This window comes from Streptomyces sp. STR69 (assembly GCF_024519455.1).
Classification (GTDB): domain Bacteria; phylum Actinomycetota; class Actinomycetes; order Streptomycetales; family Streptomycetaceae; genus Streptomyces.
This window is the reverse complement of record NZ_JALJRY010000023.1, coordinates 55,712-78,781: the sequence shown is the minus strand read 5'-3', so window position 1 is coordinate 78,781 and position 23,070 is coordinate 55,712. Positions and strand designations below refer to the sequence as shown.

The 23,070-nt window shown below is 73.9% G+C and carries 13 protein-coding genes; 4 read left to right on the top strand and 9 right to left on the bottom strand.

Annotation, left to right across the window (positions count from 1 at the left end; genetic code table 11):
• Positions 1 to 15: 15 nt before the first annotated feature.
• The 9 genes from OC490_RS35230 to OC490_RS35190 are packed head-to-tail and all read right to left on the bottom strand — an operon-like array spanning position 16 to position 15,819.
• The gene (locus OC490_RS35230; protein ID WP_262062100.1) at positions 16 to 5,835 is read right to left on the bottom strand and encodes a non-ribosomal peptide synthetase; all 5,820 of its coding nucleotides are present in this window, start codon (positions 5,833 to 5,835) and stop codon (positions 16 to 18) included.
• Positions 5,836 to 5,878: 43 nt separating this feature from the next.
• Positions 5,879 to 9,004 (bottom strand): amino acid adenylation domain-containing protein, encoded by a 3,126-nt coding sequence (locus tag OC490_RS35225; RefSeq protein ID WP_262062099.1) that lies wholly within the window; start codon positions 9,002 to 9,004, stop codon positions 5,879 to 5,881.
• A gap of 49 nt (positions 9,005 to 9,053) precedes the next feature.
• Entirely contained in the window at positions 9,054 to 10,343 is a 1,290-nt protein-coding gene (locus tag OC490_RS35220; RefSeq protein ID WP_262062098.1) for an ATP-grasp domain-containing protein, read from the bottom strand.
• A gap of 4 nt (positions 10,344 to 10,347) precedes the next feature.
• On the bottom strand, positions 10,348 to 11,418 hold the full coding sequence (locus OC490_RS35215) for a hypothetical protein (RefSeq protein WP_262062097.1): 1,071 nt from the start codon (positions 11,416 to 11,418) through the stop codon (positions 10,348 to 10,350).
• 5 nt (positions 11,419 to 11,423) lie between these two features.
• Complete coding sequence (locus tag OC490_RS35210; protein ID WP_262062096.1) at positions 11,424 to 11,576, bottom strand: hypothetical protein; 153 nt, start codon at positions 11,574 to 11,576, stop codon at positions 11,424 to 11,426.
• The gene (locus OC490_RS35205) at positions 11,569 to 12,780 is read right to left on the bottom strand and encodes an acyl-CoA dehydrogenase family protein (protein WP_262062095.1); all 1,212 of its coding nucleotides are present in this window, start codon (positions 12,778 to 12,780) and stop codon (positions 11,569 to 11,571) included. Before OC490_RS35205 ends, OC490_RS35210 begins: the two co-directional genes overlap by 8 nt.
• Positions 12,777 to 13,031: an acyl carrier protein gene (locus OC490_RS35200; protein WP_262062094.1), complete on the bottom strand. Its 255-nt coding sequence runs from the start codon at positions 13,029 to 13,031 to the stop codon at positions 12,777 to 12,779. The genes OC490_RS35205 and OC490_RS35200 overlap by 4 nt, the downstream gene beginning before the upstream one ends.
• The gene (locus OC490_RS35195; RefSeq protein WP_262062093.1) at positions 13,028 to 14,299 is read right to left on the bottom strand and encodes a type III PLP-dependent enzyme; all 1,272 of its coding nucleotides are present in this window, start codon (positions 14,297 to 14,299) and stop codon (positions 13,028 to 13,030) included. The genes OC490_RS35200 and OC490_RS35195 overlap by 4 nt, the downstream gene beginning before the upstream one ends.
• Positions 14,296 to 15,819, bottom strand: coding sequence for a class I adenylate-forming enzyme family protein (locus OC490_RS35190; protein WP_262062092.1), 1,524 nt, complete (start codon positions 15,817 to 15,819; stop codon positions 14,296 to 14,298). The genes OC490_RS35195 and OC490_RS35190 overlap by 4 nt, the downstream gene beginning before the upstream one ends.
• Before the next feature lie 400 nt (positions 15,820 to 16,219).
• Between OC490_RS35190 and asnB the strand changes: the two genes are divergently transcribed.
• Genes asnB through OC490_RS35170 form a run of 4 tightly spaced genes read left to right on the top strand, consistent with a single transcriptional unit; the run spans position 16,220 to position 23,058 of the window.
• Positions 16,220 to 18,091, top strand: coding sequence for an asparagine synthase (glutamine-hydrolyzing) (gene asnB, locus OC490_RS35185; RefSeq protein ID WP_262062091.1), 1,872 nt, complete (start codon positions 16,220 to 16,222; stop codon positions 18,089 to 18,091).
• Positions 18,091 to 19,875 (top strand): carbamoyltransferase, encoded by a 1,785-nt coding sequence (locus OC490_RS35180; protein ID WP_262062090.1) that lies wholly within the window; start codon positions 18,091 to 18,093, stop codon positions 19,873 to 19,875. The genes asnB and OC490_RS35180 overlap by 1 nt, the downstream gene beginning before the upstream one ends.
• Positions 19,876 to 19,889: 14 nt before the next feature.
• The gene (locus tag OC490_RS35175) at positions 19,890 to 21,956 is read left to right on the top strand and encodes a hypothetical protein (RefSeq protein ID WP_262062089.1); all 2,067 of its coding nucleotides are present in this window, start codon (positions 19,890 to 19,892) and stop codon (positions 21,954 to 21,956) included.
• A 46-nt stretch (positions 21,957 to 22,002) separates the two neighbouring features.
• Positions 22,003 to 23,058, top strand: a complete 1,056-nt coding sequence (locus OC490_RS35170) for a MupA/Atu3671 family FMN-dependent luciferase-like monooxygenase (RefSeq protein WP_262062088.1) — start codon at positions 22,003 to 22,005, stop codon at positions 23,056 to 23,058.
• Positions 23,059 to 23,070 lie beyond the last annotated feature (12 nt).

The window sequence follows — 23,070 nt, the reverse complement described above, 5'->3', positions numbered from 1 at the left end:
GGGCGGGGTGTGCCGTCAGTTCTCCCTGCGGGCCTCCCGCAGGGATCCGGCGAAGGAGGCGACCGCGGGCCGCCGCAGCGCGGAGTAGTGGTCGGCGTCGACCGGCAGGACGTCGGGCCCCTCGCCGCCGGTGAACCGTTCCCAGCCGAGCGCCGCCGAGGTGCCCTCCGGGCGTTCCTGCCCGGTGGCCCGCACCAGCAGGAACCGGTCGACGTCGAGCCGGCGGGCGTTGGGCCGGTAGCGGGCGGCGGCGGTGGAGTGGGCCAGATACATGCCGAAGCGCCGCCGCAGTTCGTCGTCGGGGGCGCCGGCCGAGCCCTCGGGCAGGAGCAGGGACTGCGCTGCGGGGATGTCGCCGGGGAATCCGGTCCCGGCGAGTTCGGCGGTGAAGGAGCGGGCGCGGTCCCGGGCGTCCCCGTCGAATCCGTCGTAGGCACGCGTGCCGGGTGCATACGTGTCGACCAGGAGCAGCAGTTCGGTGCGCTCGCCGTCGAAGGACAGCTGGCGGGCGATCTCGTAGGCCACCAGTCCGCCCAGCGACCAGCCCGCGATCCGGTAGGGCCCGCTGGGCTGCGCCTTGCGCATCTCGAAGAGGTAGGCCGCGGCCATCTGGCGGATGTCGTTGCGCGGCCTCTCGCCGGGGACGGTGCCCTGGGCGCGGAACGCCAGGACCGGCCCGCCGTCGCCGAGTTCCGCTGCCAGGGCGCGGAAGGGCAGGACGTCCCCGCCGATGCCGTGGACGCAGAACAGCGGGCGGGTGCCCGGGCCGTGGGAGAGCCGGACCAGCTGGCCCTCCTCCTCCTGCCTGTGCTGCTCCTCGTCGCGGGCGGAGTCGACGGCCCGGGCGAGTTCGGCGATCCGGGGCTTCTCCAGGACCTGGCGGAGTGTCAGCTGTGCGCCCAACTGCTTGCGCACCCGGGTGATCATGACGGTGGCGAGCAGGGAGTGTCCGCCGATCTCGAAGAAGTCGTCGTGGACACCGGGTTCGTCCTGCTGCAGCAGCGCGCCCCAGATCTGCGCCAGCGCCCGTTCGGTCGGTGTGCTCGGCGGGGCGGGCCGGCGCCCGGCGGCGGGCCGTGACCGGTCGAGCAGCGCGCGGCGGTCCACCTTGCCGTTGGGCAGCAGCGGCAGCGCGGGCACGGTGAACAACAGCCCCGGCACCACCGGTGCGGCGAGGCGTTCGGCCAGGTGCCGGCGCAGGGCCTCGGCCGTGACGTCGGTGCCCTCGCGCGGGCTGAAGAAGGCGACCAGCTGGGTGCCGCCGTCCTGCGCGACGGCCTCGACGTGGCAGGCGGCGACGTCCGGATGCGTCAGGGCCGCCGACGCTATCTCCGCGGGGTGCACGCGCACCCCGCGGATCTTGAGCAGTCCGTCGCGCCGCCCCTGTGCGACGAACGTCCCGTCGGGCCGTTCCAGGCCGATGTCCCCGGTCCGGTAGGGGACGCCGTGGATGCCCGGCAGGACGTCGAGCAGTCCCGGTTCCTGCGGCGGGGCGAGGTAGCCGAGGGTGCCGAAGGGGGTGTCGATGACGATCTCGCCGCGCTCACCGGGCGCGCACGGCCGTCCGTCGCGGCCCAGCAGCCGGATCCGGGTGCCGGGCAGCGGCCGGCCCACCGGCTGGACCCCGGGCACGGGGGGCGCGGGCACCTCGAAGAAGCTCTTGATCATGGTGGTCTCGGTCGGCCCGTAGAAGTTGACGACCTTGGCCGCGCAGTCGGCGAACAGCCGGCGGAAGCCGGCCACCGTGGCGTCGAGCAGCGGCTCGCCGGCCAGGCAGACCAGGCGCAGCGCGCGCAGTCCCACCCCGTCGGCGTCCGCGGCGACGGCGAGCAGCGAGCCCAGCACGCTGGGGGTGGTGTGCAGCACCGTGATCCGTTCGCTCTCCAGCCACTGCAGCAGGCGCAGCGCGTCGTCGCGGACGGCCGGTGCGGGCAGCACGACCGTGCCGCCCGAGGACAGCGGCAGGAACACGTCGCGCAGCACCGCGTCGAAGGAGTACGAGGTCAGCTGGGCCACCCGGTCGTGGGCGCCGACGGCGAACTCCGTGCGCTCCCAGTCCACGAAGTGGTCGAGGGAGCGCCGCATCCCGAGGACCGGCTTGGGCTCGCCGGTGGTGCCGGAGGTGAAGAAGACGTACGCCGCGTCGTCGGGCACCCGGCAGGCGGGGATCGCCGACAGGTCCGGCGGTGGCGCCGTGAACCGGGCGTCGGGCCCGAGGTGCAGGGTGGGCACCGGCAGTGCGGCGTCCGGTTCGCCGACGACGACGGCCAGCTGGACCCCGGCCCGGGCCAGCATCTGCCGGCGCCGCACCGGGGGCAGCGAGGAGTCCACCGGGACGGCCACGCGGCCGCGGTCGGTGGCGGCGAGGAGCGCCGCCACCGAGGCGAGGTCGCGTCCGCCGAGCACGGCGACCACGGCATGCTCGGGCAGGGCGGCGTCCAGCGCCCGGACGGCGTCGGCGAGTTCGGCGTACGTCCAGTCGTGCTCGCCCTCGCGCACCGCCGCCGACCGGGGCGCACGCCGCGCGGCCTGGGCGAACAGACCGTGCGCCGAGGGCGGGGCCGGTGACCGGGTCCCGGTCACCGGTTCGGTCCGCGGTCGGGGCCGGGGCTCGGCGGGGGTGTCCGGGCCGTCCTCCCGTCCGGCCGGGACGGCCAGGGCCGACTCCGGGGTACGGGGGGCGCGCACCGACTCGGCGAGCAGAGCGCGGTACCGGGTGCCGAGCGCCTCGGCGACCTCGTCGTCGAACAGGTCGGTGTTGTACTCCAGTTCGCAGACCAGGCCGCCCTCCGTGGCCCGCACCATCAGGGTCAGGTCGAACTTGGAGGTCACGAAGGTGCCCTCCAGGTCCACCGGGTGCAGCGCGGTCGCCGGCTCGGTGCCCACCCCGCTCGGCGGCATCCGGAACAGCACCTGGAACAGCGGGGTGCGGCCGGCGTCGCGCTCCGGGTTCAGCGCCTCCACGATCCGGGAGAAGGGCACGTCCTGGTGCGGGTACGCCTCCAGGAAGGTGTCGTGCACGCGCTGCACCGCCGCCAGGAACCCCGGTGAGTCCGCGAAGCCCATGCGCACGGCGTGGGTGCGCACGAAGAAGCCCACGGTCTGCTCCAGCTCGGAGTGGTCGCGGCCCGCGCTGTCCACGCCGACCACCACCTCGTCCTGGTAGGCGGACCGGGACAGCAGCAGCCCGAAGGCGGTCAGCAGCGCCGTGTAGCGGGTGAAGCCGTGCTCGTGGCAGAACCGGTCGAGTTCCGCGGCGAGCGGCACGTCGATCGTGAAGCGCCGCACCCTGCCGTGGTGGGTGAGCCGGGCCGGCCGGGGCCTGCTCAGCGGCAGGTCGAGCTGGGGAGCGTCGGCCAGCTTCCCGGTCCAGAAGGCCAGATGACGCTCCAGCTGTGTCCCGTCCGTCTGCTCGTGCTGCCACACCGCGTAGTCGCCGTAGCCGAGGGGCGCCGGCCGGACGTCCGGGTCGCGGCCGTCCAGGGACGCGTTCAGCTCGCCCGCCATCACCTCCCACGACCAGCCGTCGCACACGATGTGGTGCACGGTCAGCCCGAGCAGCAGGCCCTGCGGCTCGGCCACCAGGCGGGCCCGCAGCAGCGGCCCCCGGGCCAGGTCGAAGGGGTGTGCGGCAGCGGTGGCGAGCGTGGCGAGGGCCGCGGCGCGGTCCTCGGCGGCGGGCAGCACGGCCAGGTCGGGAGCGGTCGCGTCGAGCACGGTCTGCACCGGCCGCCCGTCGCCGTTCTCGCCCGGCCCGAAGACCGTGCGCAGCGCCTCGTGCCGCCGCAGCAGCCCGGTCAGCGCGCGCTCGACGTCCTCCACCGCCGTGCCCGGTGCCACCTCGAAGGCGCCGGACATGTGATAGGCGAAGCTGTCGGGGGCGATCTGGTGGACGAACCACAGCCCTTCCTGCTCCTGCGACAGCGGCAGCGGCCCGCTGCGCGTGCGCCGGGTGATCGTGTCGCCGCCGCCGGCCCCGGCCCCGCTGTCGCGGGCCACCGCGGCGAGAGCGGCGACCGTGGGGTGCCGGAAGAACTCCTGCATGCCCACGTCGGCGCCGGTGTCCCGGCGCAGCCGGGAGAGCACGCGCACCATCGTCAGCGAGTCGCCGCCCAGTTCGAAGAAGTGCCTCTCGCGCGGTACGGCCGCGGGTGCGAGGCCGAGGACCCGCGCCCAGACGGCGGCGACCTTCTGCTCCAGCGGGTCCGTCACCGGCTCCTGGGATCCGGCGGGCCGTTCGGCGGCGGAGGGGGGAGCGGGCAGCCGGGTGTGGTCCAGCTTGCCGTTTGGGGAGAGCGGCAGAGCGTCGAGGGGGAGCAGATGGGCGGGTACGGCGGCGGTGGACACCCGGGCCGCGACCAGATCCCGCAGCTCCTGCTGCCAGGTCCCGGGGGCGTCCGGGCCGAGCACCACGTAGCCGACGAGTTCCGCGCCGCCGCCCGCGGCGGTGCGCGCGACCGTCGCGGCCTGCCGTACCGCCGGGTGTGCGGCGAGTGCGGCGGCCACCTCCGCCGGCTGCACCCGCACACCGCGCAGTTTGACCTGGTCGTCGAGGCGCCCGGCGATGAACAGGGTGCCGTCCGCCTCGAAGCGGCCCACGTCGCCGGTGCGGTAGATCCGGTCGGCCGGATCCCGGCGGAAGGGGTTGGCGGCGAACCCGGACCCGGTGGCCGGCTCCAGATAGCCGCGGGTCAGGAACGGCGAGCGGACGACGACCTCACCGGGCTCGCCCACGCCGCACGGCGCGCCGCGGCGGTTGAGCACCAGCAGCTGGGTGTCACCGATCGGTGTGCCCACGGCGAGAACCGCGTCGTCGGTGTCCTCGGGCACCTCGTAGCAGGACTGCAGGATGGTTCCCTCCGTGGTCCCGTAGAGGTTGAGCACCAGGCCGGTGAACTCGGGGAACCGCGCGCGCCAGCGGCGTACCAGGGCGCCGGTGAGCGGTTCCCCGGCCAGCCCCAGCAGCCGGACGCCGCGCAGCGAGGGGCCCGTGTCCTGGGCGGCGTGCAGCCAGGAGGCGAGCACGCTGGGGACGGTGTGGACGACGGTGACGCCCTCGGCGTCGAACCAGGCGAGCAGCCCCTCGGGGTCCTCGAAGGGACGGTCCGTCGGCGGCAGGCTCAGGGTGGCCCCGCAGCCGAGTGCGAGGAACACGTCGCGCAGCACGGCGTCGAAGGAGAACGAGGCGATCTGCGCGACCCGGTCGTGCGGCCCGAAGCCGTACCGGGTCTGTTCCCACTCCACGTAGTGCGCGAGCGCGCCGTGCCAGCCGAGCACTCCCTTGGGGCGTCCCGTCGTACCGGACGTGAAGATCACGTACGCCGGGTCCTGCGCGGCCGGCTCGGCGAGCACGGCGGGTTCGGTCGCCGCCAGCTCCCCGTACCGCAGCACCTCCCGGTCCAGGCCGTCCGCCGCACCGTCGGTGGCCACCACGGTACGGGCGCCGGCCTCCTCCAGCAGGATCCGGATGCGGTCCGGCGCGTGGGCGGGGTCCAGGAGGAGCACGACGGCGCGGGCGCGCATGACGCCGAGGAGCGCGGCCACCGTCTCGAAGCTGCGCCCGCCGTGCACCCCGACGGTCTCGCCCGGCCCGACCCCCGCGGCCACCAGGCCGGAGGCGATGCGGTGGGCCGCGTCAGCGAGGTCGCGGTAGGTCCACTGGCGGGTTCCCCGGCGCACCGCGGGGCGGTCGGGTGCCTCGGCGGCGAGGCGCTCCACCTGCGCGGTCAGCGGGGCGGGCAGGGTGAACGGAAGGGGGGCCGCTGCCTGCTCCGCGGTCGGCGGGGCCGGCGCGGTGGCGGTGAGCAGGCCTGCCTGGCTGCTGTGCGAGGTCATGACGGCAAGTTCCTCCGGGTCGGTTGCGGCAGGGGGTGCGGACTCATCGCCGCAGGGGGTCGAGGAGTGAGAAGTCGTAGACGTATCCGTCCGGGTCGGCCAGTGCCCGGTCGAGCAGGGTGGCCAGCTGGGCGGCGATCGTCGCGGCCCGGCCGGCGTCCAGGGCGTCGGTGGCGAACACCAGCCGGGTCGGCAGCGGCGGTTGCGGGGAGAGCACTTCGAGCTTCAGCAGATAGTGGGTGCGCGGGCTCGGCTGTTCGACGACCTCGACCCGGTGGCCGAGGTGCTGCGCGTGCCACGGCGGGGTGTTCTGCACGACGAGGAGCGCCTGCAGCAGGGGGGAGCGGCCGGGACCGCGGTCGGTGTCGGCCAGCGGCATCCGCTCGATGGGCAGCCGTCCGTGGGCCTGCGCGGCGGTCGCGACGGCCCGGGCCCGGGTCAGCAGGTCCATGAAGGTCTGGTCCTCGTCCAGTTCCAGGCGCAGCGGCAGGGTGTTGATGAAGCAGCCGACGAGGGGTTCGACGTCGACACCGGTCCGGTTGGCCACGGGGGCGGCGACGATGACGTCCTCCTGCTGGGCGAGCCGGCCCAGCAGCAGCGCGTACCCGGCGAGCAGGACGGTGAAGACGGTGACCTCGTGCCGGGCGCAGAACGCGCCGAGCCGTTCGGCGAACCCCTCGGGCCACTGCACCTCGGTGACGCCCGCCGCGATGCTCAGTTCCTGGGGGCGTCCGGGGGATCCGGCCGGCCGTGGGGGCGGCGGCGGGTCGCGCAGCACCTCGGTCCAGAAGGCCACGTCCTCCTCGCGCTCCGCCAGCCCCGCCTCCCAGGCCGCGTAGTCCTGGTACTGCACGGGCAGCGCGGGCAGCGCGGTGCCGTCCTGGGCCCACAGGCGGGCGAAGTCGTGGGCGAGCACCGACCAGGACCAGCCGTCGGTGACGATGTGGTGCAGGCCGAGGGCCAGAAAGTGGTCGTCGTCGGCGAACGACAGCAGCCGGGCGCGCAGGAGGGGCCCGCCCGCGAGGTCGAACGGTGCGGCGCCGATCTCGGCGCAGGCCGCCCGCGCGGCCCGGTCCCGTTCGGGTGCGCTCAGTCCCCGGTGCTCCCGCAGGGGCACCTCGATCGCGGTGGCGTCCGCGATCACCGGGACCGGACGGCCGTCGAAGTCGGGGAAGGTGGTGCGCAGCACCTCGTGGCGGTGCGTCAGTCCGGTCAGGACGCGGGTCGCGGCCTCCTGGTCGATCGGTCCGGTCAGCCGCAGCCCGCCGTGGATGTTCATCGCCACGTCCCGCGGATCGGACCGGTGCAGCAGCCACATCCGGCGCTGGGCCGACGACAGGGGCAGCCGGCCGTTCCGGGGCACGGGCAGCACCCGCGCGGATTCCCGGCCGCCGGAGGTGAGTGCCTTGTCGACCAGCTGCACCAGCGCCTCGATGTCCGGGTTCTGCAGGAAGTCCGCCGTGTTCAGGTCGATGTCGAACTCCCGGCACGCCGCGGCCACCAACTGGCCGGCGAGCAGCGAGTCCCCGCCCGCCACATGGAAGTTGGACCCCTCGCGCGGGACCATCTCCCGCCAGATCCGGTGCACCCGGGCGGCCGTGCCGTCGGGCTCCTGATCGCCGGGGGGCCAGGAGGCTTCCGGTTCCGCGCCGGTCTCCCGCGCCGGCGGCGGCCACGGCAGCTTCCCGCGGTCCACCTTGCCGTGCCGGCTCAGGGGCAGTTGCTCCAGCGGAATCAGCACACCGGGCACGAAGGCGGCGGGCAGGGTCCGCAGCAGCCGTTCCCGGAGGCCGGCCGTGTCCTGCGCGCCGCACCGGCCCGCCACCCAGCCGACGAGCACCGGCCTGCCGGTGGGCCAGGTGCGCAGGTCCACCACGGCCTGTTCGACGTCGTCGAGCGCCTCCAGGGCGGCCTCCACCTCGCCCGCCTCGATGCGGACGCCGCCCAGTTTGACCTGGTGGTCGATGCGGCCGTGGTAGTCGATGACGCCGTCGGCGCGCTGCGAGGCGAGGTCTCCGGTGCGGTAGAGCCGGGCGCCGGGCTCGTCGGCGTAGGGATCCGGTACGAAGCGGGTGCGCTGCTCCTCGGGCCGGTTGAGGTAGCCGCGGGCGATGACCGGGCCGCCGATGCACAGCTCGCCGGGTTCGCCCTGCGCAACGGGGCGCAGGTCCGGGTCCAGGACGTACAGCCGGGCCCGGTCGATGGCTCGTCCGATGGGCACCCGGTCCGGGTCGTCGCCCGGGGCGCACTGCCAGTGCGTCACGTCGATGGCGGCCTCGGTGGGGCCGTAGAGGTTGTGCAGTTCGGCGGTGGGCAGGACCCCGAAGAAGCGGTCCCTCACCCGTGGTTTGAGTTCCTCGCCGCTGACCAGCACCCGCCGCAGCGACGCGGCCCGGGGGTCCGGCAGTTCCTTGAGGAACTCCTCCAGCATGCTCGGCACGAAGTGGGTGACCGTCACCCGGTGCCGGTGCACGGTCTCCAGCAGGTAGCGCGGGTCGCGGTGGCCTCCCGGCCGGGCGAACACCAGCCGCACGCCGGTGATCAGCGGCCAGAACAGCTCCCACACCGACACGTCGAAGGTGTACGGCGTCTTCTGCAGCACGGTGTCGCCCGGTCCGATCGGCAGCGCCCGCTGCATCCACTCCAGCCGGTTGACGATGGCCGCGTGCTCGGTCAGCACGCCCTTGGGCAGGCCGGTGGAGCCCGAGGTGTAGATGAGGTAGGCCAGGTCGCCGCCCGTGGGCGCCGCCGGCTCGCCCGCGCCGGCGGGCACGATGCCGTCCAGGACTTCGCCCGGGTCGAGGACGGGCACCCGCCACGGCCGGGCGTCCACCCCCGACCCGGCCGTCGTGAGGACCGCGACCGCGGCCGAGTCCTCGACGAGCAGCCGCAGCCGCTCCGCCGGATCCTCCGGCGCCAGGGGCAGATAGGCGGCACCCGCCTTGATCACTCCCACGACCGCCACGGCCAGGGCGGCCGACCGCTCAAGGGCCAGGGCGACCACCCGGTCGGGCCCCGCCCCGAGCGCCCGCAGCCGCGCGGCGACGGCGTCCGACCGCCGCGCGAGCTGCCCGTACGTCAGCGTCTCGTCGTCGCTGACGACGGCCACCGCGTCCGGTGTGCGGGCGCACTGCCGGTCCAGCAGCTCCATCAGGGTCGATGTGCTCACGTGCATGATCACTCCGCTGTCGTCTCGTGCGGGCCGGCAGGAGGGCGTCTCAGGACGTCCGGTATCCCAGGCGGGCCGCCTGGTCGAGTTCGCCGATCAGATCGCGGTGGGAGGCGTCGTCGGCGGCGAGGTCGGGGGCCACCTCGTCCACCACGAGCCGGATCCGTGACGCGAGGTCCCGACCGAGTGCGAGGGCCTCCCCCGCCGTGCCGGCCCGGACCACGACGTACCCGGCCCGGTCCAGCGACCAGCGCAGACGCGGAACGCTGCTGCCCACGGGGAAGTTGACGTGCAGTTCGAGGACCTGGGGGTGGGCCCGCACCTCCTCGGCGCCCAGCACCTCGCGCACCAGGCCGCGCTCGGCGGTGAAGAAGCACACGGCGGTGCCGCACCGGGCCTCGGGCGAAGCGGGCAGCTCCTCGGCCGCACCGGCCGCCCAGGCCAGGCCCAGCTCCTCCAGGTCGATGCCGTACACGGCGTCGGCCAGGGTGTTCAGCCGGTCGCCGCCACGGCGGTTGTGCCCCTCGACGATCTTCGGGCCGGCACCGGTGAGCTTCACCTCGACGTGCGAGAGCCCGTCGGCCAGGCCGACGCAGTCCAGGAAGGAGGCGACCAGTTCCTCGACGGACCGCAGCTGTTCGGCGTCCAGCGCGGCCGGCAGCGAGTGGCCCAACTCGATGAAGTGCGGGCCGGTGATCTTGTCGCAGACGGCCAGCATGACGTAGCGCCCGTGGAAGCTGATGCCGTCCACACTGATCTCGTGGCCGTCGAGGAACTCCTCCATCAGGAACAGGTCGAGCCCGACCTCCCGCAACCGCTCCGCCACGGAGGGGACCTCGTCGGCGGAGTCCAGGCGGAAGATGCCCAGGCTCGCCGAACCCGCGACCGGCTTGGCGATGAACGGATAGCCGTGCTCCGCCCCGAAGGCCGCCAGATCCCCCTCGCCCCGGCCGAGCGCCGCCGCGACAGTGCCGACCCCGGCCTTGCGCAGGTGCTCACGCATCGCCCACTTGTCCGTCAGCAGCTTGACGGTCTCGTACGACGGCCCGGGCAGCCCGAGCGCGTCGGCCAGGTGCGCGGCCGGCAGCAGGGACTCCTCGTAGACGGTGAAGACGCCGTCCAGCGGCCGCGCGGCGTGCAGGGCCCGCACGGTTTCGACCAGCAGGTCCCGGTCGTGGTAGTCCAGCACCAGCGTGGTCACCGCGTCGGTGAGGTCGGCCGGCAGACTCCGGAACTCCTGCGGTGTCTGCACCGACAGGACCTCCAGGCCCAGCGCTGCGGCGCGCCGCAGCAGCGGCTCCCTGGCCGCGATCACACATACCCGCTTCTTCGTCGACACGTTGTCATCTCCCACTTGTCGGATGGCCCCGGTCGGGGGCCGCCGGGGCCAGGACGTTCCTGAGCCGTTCCGGCAACTCGTCCTCCAGGGCGCCCAGCCTGCGCAGCTCACGCGCCATCCCCCGCTGGGGCGGATGGCCGCGCCGCACCCGGAGCGCGTTGTAGCGGACCGCGCGGACCACGCCCGTCCACCGCGGCAGCACCTGCTCCTCCAGCCAGTCGCCGAGCCCGGCCGCCGCGGGACCCAGCAGTGCGGTGGCCTCGTCGCGGAGCACCTCGCGGAACAGTGCGCGCCCGCGCGCCGCCACCCACAGGTCGCTCTGCACGGCGAGGACCTCCGGAGTGCGCCCGGCCTCCTCCAGCAGATCCGCGAGCGCGGCCGTCGCGGCCCCGCCGGTCAGCCATCCGGGCCGCGGGAGACTTGGCGCCGCGGCGGTGGTGCCGAGCATCCGGCTCAGTACGCCGGCACCGCTTCCCGCGCCCGGGCCGGCCGCCGGGGCCGGCTCCAGCCACTGATAGGGCAGGTCCAGCCGGTGGGCGGGCCCGGCGTCGCCGCTGCCCAGGGCCAGCCGCTCCCGCGCGCGGTGCGCCGGCTCCGGCGGCAGGGGGCAGGCGGCGAAGGGGCCGAGGTCGCGTGCCCGGACCGGGGCCCGGTACGGGCCGAAGTCGCCCTGGTCGTCGCTCCAGGTGAACACGTCGTCGATCTCCAGCTCTCCGGCACGGCAGGTGACGGCGAACCAGTGCGGTGCGGGCGCGGCCCCGGCCAGCCACGGCAGCCGGCCGGCGCAACCGGTGACGATCACGGCGCCGTCCCGGCGGGCGGCCGCCGCGACGGCGCGGCCCGCCTCCTCGGCGTCCGCCGCGCCCCGCCGCACCAGCGGCAGGGCGAACGTGTCCCCGTCGCCGGTGAGCGGCGTGTGCTGGTGCACGACCTCGCACCGGGTTCCCTCGCGGCGCACCGCGAGGAACAGCTGCCCGCCGAGCACCGCCCGGTGGGACAGGCCGCGGGTCTCCATCAGGACGGCGACCGCGGCCGTGTAGCAGGACAGCAGGTCGCCCCGGACCTGTGTGCGCACGGCGGTCACCGGATGCCGCCTGCCGCAGCCGCCGTGCCGTGCGGGTGCGGCAGCGGCAGGAGGTCCGCGCCGTCCGTGGGGCCGCGGCCGGCGGGCCCGGTGCCGCGGGAGGGGCGGGCGGTCCGGATCTCCGGCGGGGCCTGGGCCGCTCTAGTCATCGCCGCCTCCGCGGGGCAGGGAGTCCAGGCCGGTGCCGGGGAAGGACTGTGCGGCGCGGTCCATCAGCGCGAGACGGCCGCTCGCGCCCGCCAGCCGGTCGTTGCCGTACATCAGCGGGGCGGCCCGCAGGTCCCGGAAGAGCAGCTCCAGGTCGGTGCCGCCGTCGCGCCGGTAGCCCCAGGCCAGGCCCGCCAGCCCGAGCAGGGCGTCGACGGCTTCGTACGTCTCCTGCGAGACCGTCGCCTTGACGTTGTTGATCAGGATCTGGAAGGCGGGCGAGTCCAGGCGGGCGCCGTCCCGGTCCGGTCCCTCACCGGTCGGCGCGGACCGTCCGCGGTGCTCGGCGAGCGCGGCGAGGACAAGCGCCTCGGCGCCGTCGATCCGGGCACGTGCCCGGGCCAGCGTGCGGTAGGCGGAGTCGGTGCGCGTGAGTGTTCCGGCGCGGAGCAGTTCGACGACCTGGCGCAGTGCCCGGCGGGCGGCGCCGACCCAGCAGGCGGCCCAGCCGAGGTGGCCGATCGGGGCGAGGGTGCGCATCGTGACGCGGGTGAACCCGCCCTCGGGGTCGATGAGCTGACCGGCCGGCACCTGGCCCTCGAACTCCATGGCCACGTTCCCGGCGGCCCGCATACCGAGCAGATCCAGCGGCCCCAGCACGGTGGCGCCGCACTGGGCGCGGTCGGCGTAGACGAGCAGCACGTCGTCCGGGGCGACGTCGGGGGCGCGGCGCAGGGACAGCAGGAAGGCGTCGGCGTGCGCACCGCCGCTGACCACGGGGGCGGCGCGCCGGAAGGTGACGGTGTCGCCGTCGGCGCGGGCGGCGGCGTGCGCGGTGAGCACGTGACCGCCCTTGCGGGGCTCCGTGGTCACCGATCCCAGCAGCAGCTGCCGCTGTGCGACCTCGCGCAGGACCCGGTCGCGCAGCGGCTGCGGGGCGTGGTCGCGCAGGATGGCCACCTGCTGGCAGTGCATGACCCAGAGCACACCGGCTCCCGGGCAGGCGCCGCCGATCCGGGCCGCGAGCGCCACCAGGCCGGTCAGGTCGCCGCCCGGACCGCCCAGTTCCCCGGGCACGCCGTGGCCGAGCAGCCGGTGCGTGCGCAGGAGCGACACCACGCGGCCTTCCGGGTCGCCGTCGGCGTCGGCGTCGCGTGCGCAGTCGGCCAGTTCCTTCTCCAGGGCGTCCAGGTCGGCGGGGGTCACAGCCGGGCACCCGCACCGAGCAGCGGTTCGACGGCCGCCCACAGGCTCGCCTCGGTGGCGAAGTTCTCGTCGGTGAAGCGGTCGTCGGGGAACGCGAAGCCGAACCGGTCCTCCAGGTCGAGCACCAGGTCCACGGCGCGCATCGAGTTGAGGCCGAGGGTGCGCAGCCGGACCTCACGGTCCAGGCCCGCCTCCTCGCAGGTGAGATGGGTCAGCAGGACGTCACGGAAGGCCTTGCGGGCGGCGCTCATGGTTGCCTCCTGGGATGGATGTCGTGGTGGCTCAGCCGCAGGGCGGTGGCGGCGCGGACCCGGCCGGCGTCGAGGAAGACCTCGGCCGGCGGGCGGCGGCCGAGGAACGCGAGCAGGCTCGCGGTCATCCCGTAGGCCCCGCAGTTCGGGATGGTCAGCAGATCGCCGGGACGCACGTCCGGCAGCGGGAGGCGGGCGTTGAGAACGTCGAGGGTGGTGCACAGGGGGCCGGTCAGGACGGCTTCGCCGGCCGCCTCCTCACCTGCTGCGCCGGCCGCTTCTGCGGATCCCGCGGCGAGTGTCACGGCGGCCGCGGTCATCGGCGGGATGCGCCGCAGTCCGGCCATGCCGCCGAGCGCGTTGATGCCACCGTCGGCGATCACGATGCGGCGGCCCTTGCTGACCTTCACGTCCTGCACGCGGACGACGAACCGTCCCGCCGCGCCGGCCAGATAGCGGCCGGACTCGAAGGCCAGTTCCAAGGGACGCTCCGCGAGCGGGGCGAGCCGGTCCTTGAACAGGTGCGTCAGCACCGGCCGGAGCGCGCCGAAGTCGGGGCGGTGGCCCGGTGCGAGGTACGGGTGGCCGAATCCGCCGCCCAGGTCCACCGTGCGCAGGTCGATGCGGAGGGCCTCCTGCGCCGCGGTCACGGCGTCGGCCGCCGCGGCGAACCAGCCGGCCAGCTGGTCGGGTTCGTGGACGTTGCTGCCCGTGTAGACGTGGTAGCCCACCAGGTCCACGCCCTCGGCGCGGAACGCCTCGGGAGAGCGCCGCACCCAGGAGACGTCGCTGCCGAACTGTGTGGGCGCCCCGCCCATGGCCAGGCCCGCACCCGCCGGATACGTCTCCGGGTTGAGCCGCAGCAGGGCCTGGGCCCGGGTGCCGGCGGCGCGGGCGGCCGCGCCGAGGCGGGCCAGGTCGACCGGGGACTCGGCGGAGAAGCGGCGCACACCGTGCTGCAGGGCGTGCCGCAGTTCGGCCGTGGTCTTCCCGGGGCCGGTGCACAGCACGGCGGCGGCGGGCAGGCCGGCCGCCCGGGCCGCGTCGAGTTCCGACTCCGAGCAGACCTCGGCGGCACAGCCCGCGGCGGTCAGCTCCCGCACCAGCTCGGGGTGCGGGTTGGCCTTGAGCGAGTAGTAGAGCGTGGCTTCTTCGGGCAGCGCCCGACGCAACGCGGCGTGCGCCGCGCGCAGTTCGGACAGCTCGTACACGTACAGGGGGGTGCCGTAGCGCTCCGCGAGTTCGGCGAGCGGTGCGGGATCCGTCATGCCGTGCCCCCGGTCAGCAGGGCCTCCAGCGCCGCGGTGTCGGTCTTGCCGTTGCGCCTGAGCGGGAGGGCGGCCAGTGCCCGGATGTGGTCGGGGACCTTGAACCACTCGATGCGGTCGGTCAGTTCACGCCGGATCTCCTCAGCGGGGCGGCCGGTCACCACGGCGAGCCGTGCGGGGCGGTCCTCGCGCCCGGGGAGGCAGTGCGCCTTCTCCACGCCCGGTATGTCCTCCGCCGCGAGGGCGATCTCGGCGGCGCTGACCCGGAAGCCGTTCGCCTTGTAGACGTCGTCGTCACGCCCGCTCACGTACACGTAGCCCTCGGCGTCGACCCGGCCCCGGTCGCCGGTGAAGAGCATGGTCTCCTGGGCCGGCCCGACCCGCCGGAACCGCTGCGCGGTGAGCTGCGGATCACCCCAGTAGCCACGGGCCAGGTGCGGCCCGCGCACCACCAGTTCGCCCTCCTCGCCCGGCGGCAGGACCTGTCCGGTGCGCGGGCACAGGACGAGGACCTCGGTGTCGTCGAGCGGGCGGCCCACCGAGGTGGGCCGCTCCTGCCACTCCTCGGGCAGCAGGACGGAGACGCGTTTGCACTCGGTGAGCCCGTACATCGCGACGACGTCGATCCCGGGGAACGCTTCCCGCGCCCTGGCCGCCAGCCGGGGCGACAGGGCCGCGCCCGTGTTGGTGAGCATGCGCAGGGGCGGCCGCCGGGACTGCCGCTCGGCCAGCCTGCACAGCGACCAGGTGAGCCCGGCCACCGAGGGCAGCACGGTCACCTCGTGGCGCAGCAGGAACCGCACGAGGCCCGGTCCGGCGTCCACGCCGTGGCCGAGCGCGACCGCGGCACCCGAGTACAGGCCGAGATAGAGCTGGTAGAGGCCGTAGTCGAAGGTCAGCGGGAGCACACAGCCGATCACGTCGTCGGGCGTCAGGCGCAGCCGGCGGGCGATGGCCCGGACGGCGAACAGCACGTTGGCGTGCGTGCTGACCACGCCTTTGGGCCGGCCCGTGGACCCGGACGTGTACAGGATGCTCACGGGGTCGGACGGAATCGCGGCGGCCTCGGGGGCGGTGCGCGCGGGGACGGGGAGGGAGAAGGGCCGCAGTTGCCCTACCGGCAGGTTCTCGGCGCGTGCCGCGGCGGCGAGCGACGAGGACGCGTCGGCGAGGACGCGGGCGGGGGCGGCGTCGGTGAGGAGATGCCGGGCGGCGTAGCCGGGCAGCTCCGGTTCCGCGAGGACGTGCACGGCTCCGGCCGCGGCCGTCGCGAGCAGCAGCGCGAGGACGCTCGCCGGGTCCTCGCACGCGATGACGACCCGCTCGCCCCGGGCGAGCCCGGCCCGCCGCAGTTCGCCGGCGGCCGCGGCCGCGGCGTCCCGCAGCTCGGCGAACGTGACGGTGCGGTGCGCGCAGACCACGGCGGTGCGGTCCGGCCAGCGGGCCGCGGCACGGGTCACGAGATCGCTCAGCAGGCGCAGCGAATTCTCCTCGCCCGCACTGAATTCCAGCTGCTCCACAGACAATTCCGGCAAGCGGTCAGCCATGGAAAATGACCGCCTCGCGTCGCTCGTGACGGAATATCCGGGAGCGCATCGAAGGAGCTTGCGGAATCGGGTTCATGAGTTCTCATACAACGGTCGGGCGCAGCAATCGGTCAATGCCGGCCGTTGCGTGTTCAAGCGATCCTTCAGTGCGTCACAAGCGGGTCCGGGACGGCGGTCCGAGCAGGTCGCGGAGGGAAAGGACGCATTCTGGAGGGACGCTGGAGAAGCACTCGACAGGCCCTGTCGGCACACCCGTCCGGTGCTACGTTTCCTGGGTCCCCGAGTGCCCTTTCATGAGCCACCCATGTCCCTGCGTGGAAAGTGCGGCCGTGCGGCACTCGCGTCATCGACCCTGGGGGAACGGTCTATTTAAATGTGCGGACTATGTGGATTCATCAGCACGAAGGCGATTCCCGCCGAGGCCCCTGAACTCAGGTCCATGCAGAACGCCATCCACCATCGCGGCCCCGATTCCTTCGGCTCCCACGTGGAGGAGCACGTCGCTTTCGGTTTCGCCCGGCTGGCCATCAACGACCCGGCCGGCGGCCAGCAGCCGATGTACAGCGAGGACGGCCGCGTGGTCGCCATGACCACCGGGGAGATCTACAACCACCGTGACCTCAGACGGCAGCTGGCGGCGCGGGGCCATGTCTTCAAGACCACCTGCGACACCGAGGTCGTCCCCCACCTCTACGAGGAGTACGGCAGCGACTTCGTCCGCAGGCTGGACGGGCAGTTCGCGCTCGTGCTCTACGACCGGCGCGAGCGTCTCTTCCTCGGCGCCCGGGACCACTTCGGGGTCACCCCGCTCTTCTACACGAGCACCGGCGACACGCTCGTGTTCGCCTCCGAGATCAAGGCGATCCTCCAGCACCCGGCGGTGGAACGGGACGTGGACCCGGTGGGCCTGGACCAGGTCCTGACCCTGCCCGGCCTGGTCAGCCCGCGCACCATGTTCCGGGGCGTGCGGAGCGTTCCACCGGGCACCACGGTGCTGTGCCGGCTCGGCGAGCAGCCGCGGGAGCAGAAGTACTGGGATCTCGTCTATCCCCGCGCCGACGAGCCCGTGGAACAGCACAGCGAGCGCCACTACGCCGAACGCCTGGAAGAACTCCTCGTCAAGTCGGTCGAGAAACGCCTCCTGTCCGACGTGGGCGTGGGCCTGTACCTGAGCGGCGGCCTCGACTCGTCGCTGGTCGGCGCCATCATGCGGCGGCTGATGCCGGACGCGGACATCCCGTCGTTCTCCGCGGCCTTCCCCGAGCGGGAGCTGTCCGAGGCCGACCACCAGCGCACGATGAGCCGCGTCCTGCGCACCGAGCACCACGAGCGGTTCATCCACGGCGACGAGATCAGCGAGCGGCTCGCCCAGGTGATCCGGCACACCGAGTGCCCCCTGAAGGAGTCCTTCGACGCCGCCGCCATGGCACTGTCGGAGACCGTCCGCGACAACGGCGTCAAGGTGGTGCTGACCGGACAGGGAGCCGACGAGTTCTTCGGCGGCTACATCGGCTACCGCTTCGACCAGGTGCGCGGCGGCCAGGTCACCGGCTTCGGACCGGACGAGCTGCGCGAGGCCGAACTGCGGGGCCGGGTGTGGGGCGACGAGAACTTCTTCTACGAGGGTGACGACGTCGCCTTCCGCACCACCAAGCGCGCCCTGTACGCGGACGGCCTCCTGGAGGACTTCCCGGACATCGACTGCCTGGAGCATCCGCTGCTCGACCGGGAACGCCTCGTGGGGCTGCACCCGCTGCACCGCCGCTCCTACATCGATCTCAAGGTGCGCCTCGCCGACCACCTCCTGGGCGACCACGGCGACCGGATGGCCTTCGCCAACTCCGTGGAGAGCCGGCACCCGTTCCTCGACCGGGAACTCGTGGAATTCCTGGCCACCGTGCCACCGGACCTGAAAGTGCGGGGCCTGGAGGAGAAGTACCTGCTCAAGCAGGTGGCACGCGACTGGATCCCGGCATCGATCGTGGACCGCGAGAAGTTCGGCTTCACCGCTCCGGGCAGCCCCTACCTGCTGCGGCAGCGGGACGAACTCGTCGAGTCGCTCCTGGAGCCCGGGCGGATCGAGGCGGACGGCTACTTCGACCCGGCCGCCGTCGCGCGACTCGTCGAGGAGTACTCCCGGCCCGGGTTCCGGATCAACGTCCCCTTCGAAAGAGACCTGCTGATGACTGTCATCACGTTCAACCTGCTGCTCGACGAGTACGGCCTGCCGCGGCGGGGCCGGTGATGGGGGCCCGGAAGGACGGTCCGGTCGTCGTCGGGGTCTCGGCGCACTTCCACGACTCCGCCGTGGCCCTGCTCGTCGGCGGCGAACTGGTCAACGCGGCGCACGAGGAGCGCTTCACGCGTAGGAAGCAGGACCCGGGCATTCCGCACCGGGCGCTGCGGCACTGCCTGGACGAGGCGGGGCTCACCATCGCCGACGTCGACTGCGTGGCGTACTACGAGGACCCGGTCAAAAAGCTCGACCGGCAGCTGTGGATGGGGCTGCCGAAGGTGCCCGACACCCGGCCGGAGGCGCTCTTCCGGTTCGACGCGGACCGGCCGCGCCGGGACATCCGGGAGGTCCTCGGCTTCGACGGCCGCCTGGAAATAGTCGAGCACCACCTCTCCCACGCGGCCAGCGCCTACTACTACTCCGGCTTCCCCGACGCGGCCGTCCTGACCGTCGACGCGGTCGGCGAGTGGGCCACCACCACCTGGGGCCGGGGCGACGGCGACCGGCTCGACCTGGTCGACGAGGTCCGCTTCCCGCACTCCCTGGGCCTGCTGTACTCGACGGTCACCGGACACCTCGGGTTCGAGGTCAACGAGGGCGAGTACAAGGTGATGGGCCTCGCGCCCTACGGAGAGCCCCGGTTCGCCGACCGGGTACGGCAGCTGATCACCGTCGCCGACGACGGCACCTTCGCCCTCGACCTGTCCTACTTCGACTTCCGCAACCCCGACGGCATGGGCACCGAGCGGCTCACCGAGCTGCTCCAGGTGCCGCCCAGGGAGCCGGAGTCGGAGATCGAGCAGATCCACTGCGACCTCGCCCGCAGCCTCCAGCTGGTCACCGAGGAGACCCTGCTCGCCCTCGCCGCCCGGGCCCGGCGCCTGGTGCCCAGCGACCGGCTGTGCATGGCCGGCGGCGTCGCGCTCAACGTGGTGGCCACGCGCCGTGTCGTCGAGGAGGGCCCGTTCGAGGAGGTCTTCGTCCAGCCGGCCGCGGGCGACGCCGGGGGCAGTCTCGGCGCGGCGGCGGTGGCCCACCAGCGGATCACCGGCAGCCGGATCTCCCCGGCCCGGATGCGCTCGGCGCTGCTCAGCCCGCCGGTTCCCGCCACCGAGGTGGCCAGGAGCCTGGAGGCGGCGGGCGAGCGCGGCTTCCAGGACTTCCGCGGCCGCGAGCCCGAACTGCTCGGCGCCGTCGCCGACCGGCTCGCCGCGGGGAAGGTCATCGGCTGGTACCACGGCCGGATGGAGTTCGGGCCGCGGGCGCTGGGCGGACGTTCCATCCTCGCCGACCCGCGCGGGTCCGACATGCGCGACCGCATCAACGCCTCCGTCAAGATGCGGGAGGCCTTCCGGCCCTTCGCGCCCGCCGTGCTCGCCGAGAAGGCCGCCGAGCACTTCCGGCTCGACCACTCCTCGCCGTTCATGCTGGAGACGTGCGAGGTGATCTCGCCCCTGGATCTGCCGGCCATCACCCACGTGGACCGCTCCGCCCGGGTGCAGACCGTCACCGCGGCCGACAACGGCCGCTTCTACCGCCTCATCAAGGCGTTCGAGGAGCGGACCGACTGCCCCATCGTCCTGAACACCTCGTTCAACCTGCGCGGCGAGCCGATCGTGTGCACCCCGCAGGACGCGCTGCTGTGCTTCCTGCGCTCGGCCATCGACTGCCTGGTGCTGGAGGACTTCGTGATCGACCGGGAGAACCTGCCCGCCTCCTGGCGCACCTGGTTCGAAGGAACCCGCCCGCCGCGCGCGTCGGTGGTCAGCGACTCCGTCTACACCCTCCTCTAGGCGAAGGCAGTCCCATGAGCACTGATGACCTGAACCGCGTCTACACCCGGCGCCTGAGCGAGCTGCTGTCCGGCGAGAACGGCACGCTGGCCCTGGCGCTGCTGCAGAAACTCGGCACGGCCCACCCCGCCGAGCCGCCCGCACCCGTGCCGGCGGCCGCCACCGCCCCGGACACCGTGGGGGTGTGGCGCCGCACGGAGCAGGAGTACGTCCGCGATCCCGCCCGGCGCGACCAGTGGCGGTACTGGGCGGACCTCGACCGGCTGCCGCTCGCACCCGGCCGCCGCCGGACCGTGGTCCTCGGCGAGTCCGCCGCGCGAGGCTACTTCTACGACCCGGCCTTCAGCTTCGCCAGTGTCCTGGGTGGGATGCTCACCCCGGTCGCCGGGCTCGCCGACGTCGACGTCCTGGACCTGGCCCGCACCAACGCGAACTTCGGCGACCTGGAGCAGGTGCTGGAGGAGGCGGCCGGCCTGCGGCCCGACGCCCTGGTGGTGTACGCGGGCAACAACTGGAACAACATCGACCCGACCCCGCATCAGCTGCAGCGGCTCGCCGAGGCCCTGCGCGAGGGCGGCTACCCGGCCGCCGGGCGGCTCTTCCAGGACTTCGTCGTGGAGCGTTCCGGCCGCTTCCTCGACCTCCTCGCGGCCACCGCCGCCGGATGCGGCGCACCGGTGACGCTGGTCGTCCCCGAGTTCAACCTCGCCGACTGGGAGGACGAGCGCTCCCTGGTGTGTCCCGCCCTGCCCGGGGACGCCGGGGCGCGCTGGCTGCGGCTGCGGGCCCGTACGCTCGACGCGCTGGAGGCCGGCCGCCACGAGGAGGCCCTGGGCCTGGCCCACGAGCTGACCCGGCTCGACGGCGGCACCAGCCCGGTCAGCGGCCGTCTGCTGGCCCGCGCCGCCGCCGCGAACGGTGACGAGACGACCCGCGAACAGGCCCTGGTGACCGCCAAGGACGCCGCGGTCGGCCTCTTCACCCTCCACTCGCCGCGCATCCTCGCCGTTGTCCAGGCCGAGATGCGCCGCAAGGCGCAGGAACACGGCTTCCACCTCGTCGACCTGCCCCGGCTCTTCCGCGCGGCGGACGACGGCGCCCTGCCCGGCCGGCGCTTCCACCTCGACTACTGCCACCTCTCCTTCGGGGGGCTCGCCCTGGCCGCCGCCGCTGCCGCCTCGGCCACCGCCACCGCGCTGGGCAGCCCGGCACCCGCTGCGGCCGACCTGGTCCGGGCGGCGAGCGGACCCACCCCCGCCCAGGCGGCGGCCGCCCACCTCCTGGCCGCGGTGCACAACGCCCACTACGGCCAGCCCGCCGAACTGCTGCGCCACCACCTGGACCGGGCGCTGGAACTCGACCCCGGCATCGCCCCCCGTATCGAGGACTACCTCGACTACCAGACCCGCACCGCGCCGCACTGGATGTGCGCCAGCTACGAACGGTCCGCCGTCCTGCCGCAGTTCGCCCGCTATCTCGTGGCCGGCGACACCCGTCTGACCGGCAAGCTCGCCGACCACACGCTGCGCGAGGGCATGGTGGAGGCCCTGGCCGCGGCGGGCGTGGACGTGCGGGAGAGCTACGAGAAGCTGCTGATCGCCGAGCAGGCCGGCGACACCGTGGACCTGCTGGCCGACCAGGCACAGGCCACGACCTTCGGCGAACGCCTGGGAGCGTCCACCGGCAGCGGGGCCGCGTACCTCCTGGCACGCGATCTGACCAGCGAGTTCCACCTCGTCGTCGACGATCCCGCGGACACCGTGCTCACCCTCGCCTGGCGGCTGCCGCGGCCCCGGACGGCCGAGGCCGCCGTCACCCTCACCGTGAACGGCAAACCCTGCTTCGAGCAGCCGCTCGGCGACACCTGGACGAAGCACTCGCTCACCGTGCCCGCCGGGCTGCTGCGCCGCGGCCGGAACGTGCTGAGCATCGCCTGGCCCCTGCCCGACACGGCCGGGGACGAGGAGATCGCCGCCGGGGCGGCCGCCCTGGAGCGCGGGGCACTGCCGCAGAGCCTGCCGGCCCGCGGGCACGTCTTCGCGTTCACCGCCCACAAGGCCCCCGTGCGGCGGGCTTCCTGACACGGCAGCAGCCCGGCGGTCGCCGGGCTCGGGAACTGGAGTCACCATGCGTTTCGGCATCATGTTCTTCGCCTCCGCCACCGGCGACGCCCACGAGACCTACCGCACGATGCTGGACGCCGCCCGGCTCGCCGACGACGGCGGACTCGACGCCGTGTGGACCCCGGAACGGCACTTCGACACGTTCGGCGGTGTCTTCCCCAATCCGGCGCTCACCAGCGCCGCGCTGGCCACGGTGACGCACCGGATGCAGCTGCGGGCCGGAAGCCTCATCTCGCCCCTGCACAACACCGTCCGGGTGGCCGAGGACTGGTCCGTGGTCGACAACCTGTCCGACGGGCGGGCCGCCATCTCCTTCGGCGCGGGCTGGAACACCAACGACTTCGTCCTGAGCCCGGCGTCCTACGCCGGCCGGCGCGACGTCATGCTCGACCAGCTGGAGACCGTGCGGGCGCTGTGGCGCGGAGCCACGGTCGAGCTGCCCAACGGCGCGCAGCGGCCCACCACGGTGCGGCTGCACCCCGTGCCCGTCCAGCGGGAGCTGCCGGTGTGGCTGACCTCCTCGGGCAGCATCCAGACCTTCAAGGACGCGGGCGCGCTCGGTGCCAACGTCCTGACCCACCTCATCGGCCAGGACCTGGACCAGCTCCGCGAGAAGATCGACGTGTACCGCAAGGCCCGCGCCGAGCACGGTCACCGCGCCGAGGACGGCATCGTCTCGCTGATGCTCCACACCCACCTCGACGCCGACGCCGAGACGGCGATCGCCCGCTCCCGCACCCCCTTCCGCGAGTACCTGCGCTCCGCCGTCGTTCTGGAACGGCAGGCCGCGGGCGGCGGCGGCACCATCAGCGGCGGCCTGTCGCTGCCCGACGAGGACATCTCCGACGACCTGATCGAGGAACTCCTCGACGTCACCTACGAGCGCTATCTGCACCAGGGCTCCCTGATCGGCTCCCCCGACAGCTGCGCGGCCATGATCGAGCGGCTCACCGCCACCGGCGTCGACGAGGTGGCCGCCCTCGTCGACTTCGGCCTGCCGGCCGACGGCATCCTGGCCGGCATCGCCCCGCTGTGCGCCCTCGCGGACCGCCACCGCTGACCCACCCCCATC